This is a genomic window from Rhizobium rosettiformans (assembly GCF_016806065.1).
Lineage (GTDB): Bacteria > Pseudomonadota > Alphaproteobacteria > Rhizobiales > Rhizobiaceae > Allorhizobium.
Genome location: NZ_CP032405.1, coordinates 4,167,105 through 4,179,854 on the forward strand (window position 1 = coordinate 4,167,105; position 12,750 = coordinate 4,179,854).

Annotated in this window: 12 protein-coding genes; 6 read left to right on the forward strand and 6 right to left on the reverse strand. The window is 64.5% G+C overall.

Features of this window, described 5'->3' with window-relative positions:
- The first annotated feature begins 4 nt into the window (after positions 1-4).
- The 3 genes from D4A92_RS20530 to D4A92_RS20540 are packed head-to-tail and all read left to right on the forward strand — an operon-like array spanning position 5 to position 5,818.
- Positions 5-922: a DUF58 domain-containing protein gene (locus D4A92_RS20530; RefSeq protein ID WP_203016967.1), complete on the forward strand. Its 918-nt coding sequence runs from the start codon at positions 5-7 to the stop codon at positions 920-922.
- A complete protein-coding gene (locus tag D4A92_RS20535) occupies positions 922-3,744 on the forward strand; it encodes a DUF4159 domain-containing protein (protein ID WP_203016968.1) in 2,823 nt (940 codons plus the stop codon). Before D4A92_RS20530 ends, D4A92_RS20535 begins: the two co-directional genes overlap by 1 nt.
- A 4-nt stretch (positions 3,745-3,748) precedes the next feature.
- Positions 3,749-5,818 (forward strand): hypothetical protein, encoded by a 2,070-nt coding sequence (locus D4A92_RS20540; RefSeq protein WP_203016969.1) that lies wholly within the window; start codon positions 3,749-3,751, stop codon positions 5,816-5,818.
- Between the two features lie 27 nt (positions 5,819-5,845).
- Here D4A92_RS20540 and D4A92_RS20545 read toward each other — a convergent pair whose 3' ends face one another.
- The 3 genes from D4A92_RS20545 to D4A92_RS20555 all read right to left on the reverse strand — a co-directional run bounded on the left by D4A92_RS20545 (position 5,846) and on the right by D4A92_RS20555 (position 8,155).
- Positions 5,846-6,358, reverse strand: a complete 513-nt coding sequence (locus D4A92_RS20545; protein ID WP_203016970.1) for a GNAT family N-acetyltransferase — start codon at positions 6,356-6,358, stop codon at positions 5,846-5,848.
- A 76-nt stretch (positions 6,359-6,434) separates the two neighbouring features.
- A complete protein-coding gene (locus tag D4A92_RS20550) occupies positions 6,435-6,965 on the reverse strand; it encodes a hypothetical protein (RefSeq protein WP_203016971.1) in 531 nt (176 codons plus the stop codon).
- 14 nt (positions 6,966-6,979) lie between these two features.
- Complete coding sequence (locus D4A92_RS20555) at positions 6,980-8,155, reverse strand: zinc-dependent alcohol dehydrogenase (protein WP_203016972.1); 1,176 nt, start codon at positions 8,153-8,155, stop codon at positions 6,980-6,982.
- Positions 8,156-8,275: 120 nt separating this feature from the next.
- On the opposite strand from D4A92_RS20555, the gene D4A92_RS20560 reads away from it, so the two are divergent.
- The gene (locus tag D4A92_RS20560; RefSeq protein ID WP_203016973.1) at positions 8,276-8,731 is read left to right on the forward strand and encodes a GNAT family N-acetyltransferase; all 456 of its coding nucleotides are present in this window, start codon (positions 8,276-8,278) and stop codon (positions 8,729-8,731) included.
- Here the strand turns inward: D4A92_RS20560 and D4A92_RS20565 are convergent.
- Positions 8,716-9,276, reverse strand: coding sequence for a GNAT family N-acetyltransferase (locus D4A92_RS20565; RefSeq protein WP_203016974.1), 561 nt, complete (start codon positions 9,274-9,276; stop codon positions 8,716-8,718). The genes D4A92_RS20560 and D4A92_RS20565 overlap by 16 nt on opposite strands.
- Before the next feature lie 248 nt (positions 9,277-9,524).
- Here D4A92_RS20565 and D4A92_RS20570 point away from each other — a divergent pair, with 248 nt between their 5' ends.
- A complete protein-coding gene (locus D4A92_RS20570) occupies positions 9,525-10,508 on the forward strand; it encodes a glutathione S-transferase family protein (protein WP_203016975.1) in 984 nt (327 codons plus the stop codon).
- A gap of 2 nt (positions 10,509-10,510) precedes the next feature.
- On the opposite strand, the gene D4A92_RS20575 is transcribed toward D4A92_RS20570, so the two are convergent.
- The gene (locus tag D4A92_RS20575; protein WP_203016976.1) at positions 10,511-11,017 is read right to left on the reverse strand and encodes an NUDIX domain-containing protein; all 507 of its coding nucleotides are present in this window, start codon (positions 11,015-11,017) and stop codon (positions 10,511-10,513) included.
- A gap of 41 nt (positions 11,018-11,058) precedes the next feature.
- On the opposite strand from D4A92_RS20575, the gene D4A92_RS20580 reads away from it, so the two are divergent.
- Positions 11,059-11,967 carry a metallophosphoesterase family protein gene (locus D4A92_RS20580; protein WP_203016978.1) on the forward strand — a complete coding sequence of 303 codons (909 nt, stop codon included), beginning with the start codon at positions 11,059-11,061 and terminating at the stop codon, positions 11,965-11,967.
- A gap of 4 nt (positions 11,968-11,971) precedes the next feature.
- Here D4A92_RS20580 and D4A92_RS20585 read toward each other — a convergent pair whose 3' ends face one another.
- Positions 11,972-12,748 (reverse strand): alpha/beta fold hydrolase, encoded by a 777-nt coding sequence (locus tag D4A92_RS20585; RefSeq protein WP_203016979.1) that lies wholly within the window; start codon positions 12,746-12,748, stop codon positions 11,972-11,974.
- Positions 12,749-12,750 lie beyond the last annotated feature (2 nt).

The window sequence follows — 12,750 nt, forward strand, 5'->3', positions numbered from 1 at the left end:
CCGCGTGGCATCCATCGGCCAGATCGTCGAGCAGACAGCCGGCAGCGAGGTGTTGAAGCGCGCGCGCCAGCGGGCCGTGCTCGTGCCCGACTGCATGGTCGAGGCCCGCCGCATCGCCAATACGGTGATCGCCGGCTGGCATGGCCGCCGCAAGCGCGGCATTGGCGAAAACTTCTGGCAGTTCCGTCCCTATGCCGATGGCGAGAGCTTCTCGCGCATCGACTGGCGCCGCTCGGCACGCGACGACCACATGTATATCCGTGACCGCGAGTGGGAAGCGGCCCACACGGTCTGGCTCTGGGCCGACATGTCGCCGTCGATGATGTACAAGTCGACGCTGGCCTCCGTCTCCAAGGAAAGCCGCGCCCTCGTCCTGATGCTGGCCCTCGCCGAAATCCTGGCACGTTCCGGCGAACGCATTGGTTGCCCTGGCATCATGGAGCCGATTTCCGCCCGCAACGCCGCCGAGCGACTGGCGACCGCCATCATGCACGCGCCGCTGACCGAAGGCCTGCCCGACACCCGCATGATCCGCGGCGCAAGCGACATCGTGCTGATCGGCGATTTTCTCGACGATGCCGACCGGGTGATGGAGCGCATCACGCCGCTCGCCCGCCGCGGCCTGCGCGGCCATGTGCTCGAGGTGGCCGATCCGGCGGAAGAGACCTTCCCCTATACCGGCCGCACCGAATTCACCGATCCCGAAACCGGCGAAAAGCTGACCTCCGGCCGCGCCGAGACGCTGCGTGACGATTATCAGCAGGCTTATCTCGCTCGCCGAGGATCGATGTCGGATCAGCTCCGCCGCATGGGCTGGAGCTTCACCCACAACCGCACCGATCGCCTCGCCTCGGAGGCCCTCGTCGCCGTCCACATGCACCTGTCGGGCATGCCGCCCGCAGCGGTCAGGAGTGCGGGCTGATGTTCGGTATGCCACTCGCCTTCGGCGCTCCCGCCATGCTCGGCGCCCTGCTCGCGCTGCCCCTGATCTGGTGGCTCCTAAAGCTCACCCCGCCGCGCCCGAAGGCGGAAGTCTTTCCGCCGCTGAAGATCCTGGCCGGCGTGTTGAAGCGCGAGGAAACGCCCTCGAAAAGCCCCTGGTGGCTGACGCTTCTGCGCATGCTGATGGCCGCGATCGTCATCTTCGCACTCGCCGATCCCGTGCTCAACCCGCGCAACGCCACACTTTCCGGCGACGGCCCGCTGCTGCTCGTCGTCGACAATGGCTGGGCAACCGTTGGCGACTGGGATCGCCGTGTCGAAACCGCGACCACCCTGATCGGCGATGCCGCTGACCGCAGCCTGCCCGTCTCGATCGTCTTCACCGCCGACGCGACCCATGACGCGATCCCCGGGACACCCGCCGTCGCCCTTGAAAAACTCGCCGCCGCCACCGCACGTCCGCTCCGCCCCGATCGGACAAGGACCATCGAGGCCCTGCGCACCACCTTCTCCTCGGAACGCCCCGGCACGCTGACCTATGTCTCCGATGGCATTGCGCGTGACGCCGAAGACCCGTTCCTCTCGGATCTCGCCAGCTTGTCTCCAGCGGAGTTCCGCATCGTTGAAGGCGATGGCGCAACAAGCGTCGCCATCACCGGCGCCAACAACGGCTCGGATGCGCTCACCGTCACGCTCTCGCGCCTGAATGCCGCCGAACCTCGCAGCCTGATCGTCGATGCGCAGGACCGCCAGGGTCGTGTCATCGCCTCCGGCCAGGTGGATTTCGCCCCCGGCACATCAGAAGCTTCCGGCGAGATCGCCGCCCCCTTCGAGCTGCGCAATGATTTCGCCCGCCTCTCGATTGCAGGCATCGCTTCCGCTGGCGCCACCTACCTGCTCGACGACGGCTTCCGCCGCCGCAAGGTCGCACTTGTTTCCGGTGACAGTGGAGACGGCTTCCAGCCGCTGCTTTCGCCGCTCTATTACATCGAGCGCGCGCTCGGCCCCTATGCCGATGTGGTCAAGCCCGGCCAAACCGACCTCGCCGTCGCCATCCCCGAGATCCTCAACCAGAATCCGTCTGCCCTGGTGCTCGCGGATGTCGGCCGCCTGCCTGCCGACGTCTATGATCCGCTGCAAGCGTGGATCAACCGCGGCGGCACGCTCATCCGTTTTGCCGGCCCGCGTTTGGCCGCAGCCCCCGCCGACGACCCGCTGGTACCCGTGATCCTGCGCCAGGGCGAACGCGCGCTGGGCGGCGCCCTCTCCTGGGCCGAGCCTCAGCCGCTCGCCGATTTCCCGACCTTCGGCCCGTTTGCCGGCATGCCGCGCCCCGAAGGCATTCTCGTAAAGCGCCAGGTGCTCGCCGAACCGACCCCGGATCTCGCCGCCCGCACCTGGGCAAGCCTCGCCGACGGCACGCCACTCGTCACCGTCGAGGACAACGGCGCCGGCCGCATCGTGCTCTTCCATGTCAGTGCCGAGGCCACCTGGTCCGACCTGCCGATCTCGGGCACCTTCGTCGAAATGCTCCGCCGTATCGTCCAGCTCACCCGGGTTGGCGCGGCCGAAGCGCAAGCCGACCAGTCCACTGCCGCCTCGCTGCCGCCCTTCCGCCTGCTCAACGAGCGTGGTGCGCTGACAACCGAAGCCGGGACCGCCAAGCCGCTCTCGCTCGGCCCGGAACGTCCCGAAGCCGCCACCTTCGACAACCCGCCCGGCCTCTACGGCACGGAAGACGGCTTCACCGCCCTAAACCTCTTGCCATCCGACGCCACACTCCGCCCGCTCCCCTCGCCAGCAGGCCTCACCCTCGCCCGCGACCCGATGGCCGGCACGGCTGCCACGCCGCTGAAGCCGAGCCTGTTGACTCTCGCCTTCCTGCTTCTCGTTATCGACAGCCTGATCGTGCTCTTCATGGGCGGCGCCTTCTCGCGTATGCCGAAGCGCGCTCCGGCCGCTGCCGCCTCGATCCTGGCCCTCGCTTTCGCCTTCGGTATCGCCACCACCCCCGGTCAGGCGCTGGCTCAGTCGGCCGATGCCAAGCCTGGAGACGAACAGATCCTGGAGCACCTCGACAACACCCATCTCGCCTATGTCATCACGGGCGACGCGGAGGTCGACCGCTTGTCCGAACAAGGGCTCGCGGGCCTCACGGACTTCCTCACCTATCGCACGACGCTCGAACCCGCGCCGCCTGTTGGCGTCGACATCTCGAAGGATGAACTCTCCTTCTACCCGATCATTTTCTGGCCGATTTCCGCCTCCGCGCCCATGCCCTCGGCCGCCGCGATCAGTCGCATCGACGCCTATATGAGATCAGGCGGCACCGTGCTCTTCGATACGCGTGACCAGGGCTCGACACTGGGCAACGAAGTTGGCTCCTCTCCGAACGGCGAACGCCTGCAGGCGATCCTCGCCAATATCGATATCCCGCCGCTCGAGCCGGTGCCTTCCGATCACGTGCTGACGCGTGCCTTCTACCTGCTGCAGGGCTTTCCCGGCCGCTACAGCGGCAGCCCGCTCTGGGTCGAGGCCCGTCAGGAGGCGCTCTCCAGCAACAGCGGCGTTGCCTCCTCCGGCGATGGCGTGAGCCCGATCATGATCACCGGCAACGATCTCATGGGCGCCTGGGCGGTCGATGCGAATGGCGCAAGCGTGCTTCCCGTCGTCCCCGCCGACGAGATGCAGCGCGAAATGTCCTTCCGCTCGGGCGTCAACATCATGATGTATATGCTGACCGGCAACTACAAGGCAGACCAGGTCCACGTGCCTGCTTTGCTCGAACGACTGGGGCAGTGAGGCCATGACGCTCGAATTCGCCCCCTTCATCCCCTGGATCGCCATTGCCACACTTGCCGTGCTCGCCGTGGTGCTCTCCGCCCTCGGCTTCCTGCGCGGCGTCCGCGGCACGGCCATCCGGCTTGCCGCCTCGATCGCCGTATTGGCAGCACTCGCAAACCCGCTCCTGCTCCAGGAAGAGCGCGATCCGCTGACCACGGTCGTGCCTGTTATCGTCGACCGCAGCCAGAGCCAGCAGATCGCCGGCCGCGCCGAGGAAACCGATCAGGCGCTTCAGGGCATCCGCGACCGCCTCGGCCGTTTCCCCAATATCGAACCGCGCATCGTCGAGGTGACCGATCCCGGCGACAGCGACGCCCCCTCCACCAAGCTCTTCGAAGCGCTGGCTGCGGCAACGACGGATGTTCCCCCCGCCCGTGTCGGTGGCGCAATCTTCGTCACCGACGGCCAGGTGCATGATATCCCGGCCGAAAACCAGGCGCTCCCCTTCGACGCACCGGTGCATTCCCTGATCACGGGCAAGGCCGACGAATTCGACCGCCGCATCGAGGTCCTGCGCGCACCGCGATTCGGCATCGTCGACGAGGAACAGGAACTCACCTTCCGCGTCTTCGACGATGGTGAGGCCTCCAACCAGCCGGCCGACGTTTCGGTCAGAATGAACGGCGAAGACCTCGGCACCGTGCCAGCTGTCCCCGGCGCCGAGACCTCCTTTGCCTTCCGCGTCCCCCGCGGCGGCAACAATGTCCTGGAATTCTCGGTCGCAGCGACACCGGGCGAAGTCACCGACGTCAACAATCGCGCTATCCACCTGATCGAGGGCATCCGCCAGAACCTGCGCGTGTTACTCGTCTCGGGCGAACCCCATGCCGGCGAGCGTGCCTGGCGCAACCTCTTGAAGTCAGACGCCTCGGTCGACCTCGTCCACTTCACCATCCTGCGTCCGCCGGAAAAGCAGGACGGCACGCCGATCAATGAGCTCTCGCTGATCGCCTTCCCGACCCGCGAGCTCTTCGTCGAAAAAATCAACGATTTCGACCTGATCATCTTCGACCGCTACCAGCATCGCGGCGTATTGCCGATTCTCTATTACGACTACATCGCCGAATATGTGAGGAATGGCGGCGCGCTGCTGATCGCAGCTGGCCCCGAACATGCCGGCCAGGATTCGATCGCCCTCACGCCGCTCGAGTCAGTGCTTCCGGCCACGCCAACCGGCGATGTCCATCAGGCCGGCTTCTATCCGCGCCTGTCGGAACAGGGCAAGCGGCACCCCGTCACCCGTGGCCTTGATGGCTCGGCCGTCGAGCCGCCGCAATGGGGGCGCTGGTTCCGCAGCGTCGATGTCGGACGTACCGACGGCGAAACCGTCATGACCGGCGACGGCGACCGTCCTCTGCTGGTGCTGAACCGCGCCAATGAGGGCCGCGTTGCCATGCTGCTTTCCGACCAGGGCTGGCTCTGGGCCCGCGGCTTTGAAGGCGGCGGCCCGCATGTCTCGCTCTATCGCCGCATCGCCCACTGGCTGATGAAGGAGCCGGAACTCGAGGAAGAAGCGCTCAAAGCCCGCGCCACCGGCCGCACGTTGGAGGTGACCCGCCAGACCATAGGCGACGCCCCCGGCCCCGCGACGATCACCACGCCCTCGGGTGAGACGATCGCGCTGAACTTGAACGAAATACAGCCCGGCCTCTATCGCGGCGAGAGCCGCATGACAGAGACCGGCCTCTTCACCATCACCAATGGTGACTTCTCGACCCTCGTGCATGTCGGCGCCGTCGATGCGCCCGAATTCCGCGCGATGATCTCGACGACCGACACGCTCGCCCCGATCAGCCAGGAAACCCGTGGCCTCACCGCCCGCCTCGACGATGGCGATGAGACCGTGCGCATCCCCGACATCCTGCCCGTGCGCGGCGAAGTCCGCGTCGCCGACGATCGCCGCATGCTGATCAAGCTGACCGACGAAACCGTGCTCAAGGGCGTCAACACGCTGCCCCTGTTTGCAGGATTTGCCGGTCTCGGCATCCTGCTGTTGGCGGTATCCGCCATGTGGTGGCGCGAGGGCCGGTAAGGCGCTTCAGATGAAGAAAGTGCCGCGTCAGTCGGAAACCCGGGGATAGTGTCGATAGACGAGGTCCTCTGGCGCTGGCCGTTCTGCGCTGGGGTCAAGGACCGCACCGAGCCGAAGGGCAAGCCCAGCCGACCGCGTATTTTCGGGATAGACATAACTCACCAGGCTCGGCAGTTTGCGAATGTCCCGCGCCCAGGAAAGCATCGCCTCCGCAGCTTCCCGCGCATAGCCGCGCCCTTCGAACTCCGGATAGACGAACCAGCCGAGCTCGAACTCCGGGAACAGCGGCCCCGCATTGATCCCCACCTGACCGACGCATGCGCCACTGGCCAGATCCTCGATCATCAGCGCCCCGCAGCCAAACAGATCCCACTGCGCATGATCGCTGCAGAACATGCCCCAGGCTGCAGCCTCAGAAAACGGCCCGCCCATGAACTGCGCCCGCTCCGACGCCATCAGCTGCCGGTACGCCGGCCAGTCATCGAAGCGCATCGGACGCAAGGTGAGACGTGAGGTTGTGAGCGTGGGTATGGGCTGCATTCTCTGGTATGGGCTCGTACTGTTCGACTAAACAGTGAGCCTATAAGGTTCTTCCCGCCGACGCTACGCGCTCCCCTCACCCCATCAACGCCTTGGCCTTCTCCTTGGCCAGCCCGCGCGATGCCGCGACACCCTTCGGAAACCCGCTTCGGTCACCGAAATCCCGCACCTCGCCACGACGCATGTGCCGCCCTGTCGAAGCCCCTGCAGCAATGAAATCGAGCAGGGTCACGCCCGCGACCATCACAAGCGCGATCGCCACATTGTCCTGCTTGGGATTATCGGGGTGCATCGCGGATCCCAGTGCAACGATGTCGAGCCCGTCGCCGGCAATGCGGCTGGCAAGCCCCACCTCCTTGTCGACAGAGAGCGTCATCATGCCCGAGCCGATCTCGCGCAGGCCATAGGCCCTGACCGCCACCTCCTGACCCTCCATGCCGAGTGCCCGTGTGATCCGGTGCGCGCCGAACAGCTGGACGACACCGAGCCCGATGCTGAACCAGCCGAGATTGCGAGCCAGCCGGTCGGACGATGAAAACGAGCTCGGTCCTGTTTCGAGAACCTTTGGATCGCTCTTCGAACGCTTGAGTGTGCTGAGAAAATTCATGACGATACCTCCGGTTAGGGCTTGAGCACGACCTTGATGCAGCTGTCCTGCTTGTCGCGAAACACCTTGTACATCTCCGGCCCGTCCTCGAGCCCGACGGTGTGGGTGATGACGAAGGATGGATCGAGTTCGCCCTCTTCGATGCGGCGCAGGAGATCGTCCGTCCAGCGTTTGACATGCGTCTGCCCCATGCGGAAGGTCAGTCCCTTGTTCATCGCCATGCCCATCGGGACCTTGTCGACGAGCCCGCTATAGACGCCGGGAATCGAGATGATCCCGCCCGGCCGGCAGACATAGATCATCTCGCGCAGCACATGCGGCCGATCGTTTTCCATCAGCATCATCTGCTTGGCCCGGTCCATCAGACTGTCAGGGTGGCTCACCGAGACATGGCTCTCCATGCCGACGGCGTCGATGCATTTCTCCGGCCCCTTGCCCCTGGTGAGTTCGTCAATCCGGTCGATGACGCTCTCCTCCTTGAAGTTGACAGGAATTGCGCCGCCAGCTTCCGCCATGGAAAGCCGCTCCGGCAGATAATCGATCGCCACGACCTGGGCTGCGCCCAGGAGAACGGCGCTGCGGATTGCCATCTGTCCGACAGGCCCGCAGCCCCAGACGACCACGGTGTCGGTAGGCTCGATCTCGCATTGCACGGCGGCCTGCCAGCCGGTTGGTAGAATGTCGCTGAGGAAGAGCGCCTGCTCGTCGCTCATGCCGTCGGGCACCTTGATATGCGTGCTGTCGGCAAAGGGGACGCGCAGATATTCGGCCTGGCCACCCGGATAACCACCGGTCAGGTGCGAATAGCCGAACAGCCCCGCGGTGGTCCGCCCGAAGGCTTTTTCCGCGAGTTCCTTCTTCCGGTTCGAGCGCTCACAGACCGAGAAATTACCGCGCTGACACTGCTCGCACTCGCCGCAGGTGATGGTGAAGGGAATGACCACACGGTCCCCCTTCTTCAGCTTGCCGTTCATGCCCGAGCCGACCTCGACCACCTCGCCCATGGTTTCATGGCCCATGATGTCGCCCGGCATCATCACGGGCACGAAATTGTGGAAGAGATGCAGGTCCGAGCCGCAGATCGCACAGCTTGTCACCTTGATGATCGCATCGCGCGGATCCTCGATTTCCGGGTCCGACACCCGATCACATCGGATATCTTCCTTGCCGTGCCATACCAGTGCGCGCATCCGGGCCTCCTCATTGCCATCTGTTGATGCCTGCCCAACACGCGCTGCACCGAAGGGTTCCGCAGGAATTTCGAGGACTCGCTCTCGACAATTCCGGGGCAAAGCGGAACACTGCAAGACATGACGATACCCCTCACCCTCTCGGACACCGTTCCCGAAGCCGCCCGCGATTCCATCCTCGCCAGTATCAAGGCGCACAACGAAACGCTGCTTGGCGCAACGGATCGAAAAGACATCTACATCCCGATCACCGCCGATGACGGCACGGTCGACGGTGGCCTCGTCGGCTACACCGGCCGGGGCTGGCTGTTTGTGGAATTGCTCGCAGTTCCCGAGCGCCTGCGCGGTCAGGGCATGGCCGGGGCGCTACTGGCACGAGCTGAGGAGGAAGCGAGGGCCCGCGGCTGCATCGGCGCTTACATCGACACGATCAACCCGGTCGCCTGCCGCGCCTATGAGCGTGCCGGCTACCATGTTTTCGGCCGCATCGAGGATTTCGCCAAGGGCTACGATATCTGCTGGCTGATCAAGCGCTTCGGCGAAGCGCTTGAGGACACGTCTCACGCCGAAGCATAGGCGCGATCCGGGGCCTCGTCGGCCGCCGCAGGCATCTTCGCCCCGCAGTCCCGCCAGGCGATCACACCCTTCAACCGGTCATGCACGTCGTCGGCCAAAGGCACGACCAACACCCGGTTTGGATCGACGGGACCGGGAAAGTCGAGCGCTTGGTAGGCAACCTTCTCGAAGCCGAGCGGCATGTAATAGGGCGGATCACCGATCAGGATGACACCTTCCGAGCCCTTCCGCCGCGCCGCCTCGATCGCGATCCGCACGAGTTCGCGGCCAATGCCCCGGTTCTTATGCGACGGGCGCACGGCAAGCGGTCCGAGCAGATGCCCTTGAACGCCGCCGGCGAGAACCGGCGTCATCCGGACGGATGCGATCGTCTCGCCATTGTCGGTGCAGATGAAGGAAAGTGACCGGTCATGTGGCCCCTGCTCGCGGATGCGCGCTGCCGCACGGGTGTGCCGGCCAGGACCAAAAGCTTCTTCGTTGATGAGTTCAATGACAGCGTCGTGCGACGCATCCTCGGTGAGGTAGACAAGGCCGGAGTGAAACATGGATGACCGAAACCAATAGACAGACAGCAATAGGGTTCACGCGCACGAAATTCGTGCGTTCGAGAGCTTCAGCGTCGTCGTGGGTTCCGTGCGATGGTCATCGGGGCCTTCAAATTTTCAGTTTTGTTCCGATAGCAGCAAATTTTCTCGCCGTCCAACGGAAAACGCACTGTTCAACCCATCGCCCCTCGCAATTGCAGCCAGCAGCCGTATTTTGCCTGACAAGTGAAAAACAGAAGGAAATGATCATGGGCAGACTAGTGGATGGCGTCTGGCAGGACGTCTGGTACGACACGAAATCGACCTCAGGGCATTTCAAGCGAGCCGATTCGAGCTTTCGCAACTGGGTAACCGCAGACGGCTCGGCCGGCCCGTCGGGCAAGGGCGGCTTCAAGGCGGAGGCCGGTCGATACCACCTCTATGTCTCCTATGCCTGCCCCTGGGCGCATCGCACCCTGATCTTCCGCAAGCTGAAAGGTCTCGAAGACCTAATTTCAGTCTCGGTCGTCGATCCCTTGATGCTGAAGAATGGCTGGGAATTTCATGACCGTGATGGCGCGACGCCTGACCATATCTTCGGCTCGGACTATCTCTGGCAGGTATATGTCAAGGCTGACCCGGAATTCTCAGGTCGCGTTACGGTCCCGGTGCTCTGGGACAAGCATCAGGGCACGATCGTCTCGAACGAGTCCTCCGAGATCATCCGCATGCTCAATTCGGCCTTCGACGTCCTGACCGGCTCGACCCTCGACATGCACCCCGAAGATCTGCATGCGGAGATCGACGAGGTGAACGCCCGCATTTACGACACCGTCAACAACGGCGTCTACAAGGCCGGTTTTGCCACCACTCAGGATGCCTATGAAAGCGCCGTCTATCCGCTGTTCGAGACGCTCGACTGGCTGGAAAAGCGGCTGACGGATCAGCGCTACCTCTTCGGCAGGCGCATGACGGAAGCCGACTGGCGGCTCTTCACCACGCTGGTGCGCTTCGACCCCGTCTATGTCGGCCACTTCAAGTGCAACATCCGCCGCATCGCGGACTATCCGGCGCTCTCGGCCTATCTACGCGACCTCTACCAGACGCCGGGCATCGCCGAGACGGTCGAGATGCGCCACATCAAGCATCACTATTATCGCAGCCACACGATGATCAATCCGACGGGCGTCGTCCCGGTCGGCCCGGACGAGAATCTGATGGCGCCCCACGGCCGCGAAAGGCTTGGCGCCTGAGCCTACCAGTGATGCGCGGGGGCGATTTCCCCGCGCAGTTCCGCGATCCGCAGCTGTGTAGCCTGGGTCACGCCCTCCGGCAGTGCGTCGAGGGCGAAAAAGCCCGCCTCGGCGATCTCCCGATCCGCCGGACGGGCCGAGGTCTGGCGCACGTTGACGCGGTAGAGCAGGACGTGATCGCGCCGGCTGACGCGCGCGTTGAAGTACACATGAAAGAGCGCGGGTTCGTTGACCGCTTCAAGATTGCCCTCTTCCCGCATTTCCTTCAAAAGCGCCTCCATCGCGGTTTCGCCGCGCTCCACCCCGCCACCCGGCATATGCCAGCCTGGCACATAGGTGTGCCGGACGAGGAAGATCCGTCCTGCCTCGTCGAAACAGGCCGCGCGAACGCCGAGCGTCATCCCGCGATTGACGGCGAAATAGACATGCAGAAGGCGAATGAGGAACCTCTTGGGCCATCCGAGCCTTTCGCTATCGGCGCCCCGCCCGGTGCCTCCTGCTGGCTTCATTTTCCTTGCCCCTCGGTTTCAGCGCCGCTAAGAGAAGCGCCATGTTCAAGCTCGCCCACATCTCCGACGTGCATCTCGGCCCGCTGCCGAACCTGACGATCCGGGAATTGGCCTCGAAGCGGATTACGGGCTATGTGAACTGGCATCGCAACCGCCGCAAGCATCTTTTCCCCAATGCGCTGCAAATGGTTCTGGACGGGCTGCGTGCCGAAAATCCCGATCATCTGGCGATCACGGGCGATCTGGTGAACCTCGCCTCGAAGCTCGAGGTGAAGCTTGTTGCGGAATGGCTGAGTGAAGCGGGCGCGCCGCTCGACACGTCCGTTGTTCCGGGCAATCACGACGCCTATGTGCCCGGCGCGCACGAGCGCTCGGTCCAGGCCTGGTACGACTACATGCGCGGTGACGACGACCCGCTGATCTTCCAGGACGACCACAAACTCTTTCCCTATATCCGCCGCCGCGGCCCCGTCGCGCTGATCGGCTGCTCGACCTCGATTGCCACGCCGCCGTTTTCCGCCCAAGGCTATTTCAGCGGCCGCCAGGCCCGCGAGACGGCCGCCCTCCTGAAGGCCGCCGGCGAGGAAGGCCTGTTCCGCGTGGTGATGATCCATCACCCGCCGATCCGCGGAGCCGCCGCCCAGCACAAGCGCATGATCGGCATCCGCCGCTTTGCCGCCGCGATCCGCACCGGCGGCGCCGAACTCGTGCTGCACGGCCACACCCATTTGAATACGCTCTACTGGCTGACAGGCCGCGAGAAGAAGGTCCCCGTCGTCGGCATCGCCTCGGCAAGCCAGGGGCCTGGCGCCAAGAAACCGGCCGCCGGCTACAATCTCTTCTCCATCGATGGCGAAGCCGGAAACTGGCAGCTCGACTGGCAGCGTTACAAGATCGAGCGCGAGGATGCGCCGCTGAAGCTCGACCACAGCGAAAGACTGCTCGGCTAACCCCCTAGCCTTCAGCCATCGCCGCCCGGATGGCCGCGGCCACCCGTTCAGGCGCCTCGTCGATCAGCATGTGGCCGGCACCTTCGATCAGAGCAACCTCGGCCCCCTGCCAGATGTTCTTGGCCTGCGCGACCGGCAAAATCGGGTCGGCCGTTCCCCAGAGCAACCGCGTTGGAATGCCGAGATCGGCGAACGAGGAAAGCGGCAACGTCCCCTGCCCGGTCCGTTCGTCGGCTTCCACGAGGAAGGATTGGAGGATCTGCATCAGTCGATCCGCTGCCCCGGCAATCCGTCGAGCCGCCGCGAGCCGTTCGAGACCCGCTGCCTCAAACGCAACGCCTTGGGCAGCCATCGCGGCCAACCCGCCAGCCAACTCGTCGGGTTCGACGGCCAGGCCATAACGCCGCAAGGCCTGATGATCGATCTCGGGACCAAAGCCGCCAGGTGCCACAAGTGTCAGGGATGCCACCCGATCCCGCGCCCTGAGCGCGATCAAACTGGCAATCGCTCCGCCCATGGAATGGCCACAGAGATGGAAAAACGACAATCCGCGTTTGTCGAGATCATCGAGAATGGCCTTGGCCATGACGCCGGCATGCCCGACACCCACTGCATCGAGCGAGTGTCCATGCCCTGGCAGGTCATAGACGAGAAGTGGCAGATCCGGATCAAGCCGCGCGATGACCGGCGCCCACGCAGACCCAATGCCGCCAAACCCATGCAGCAGCACGAGCGGAGCCTTCGCCGAGGACAAATGTCGAACCTCGGCGAAGAGCGTCATGG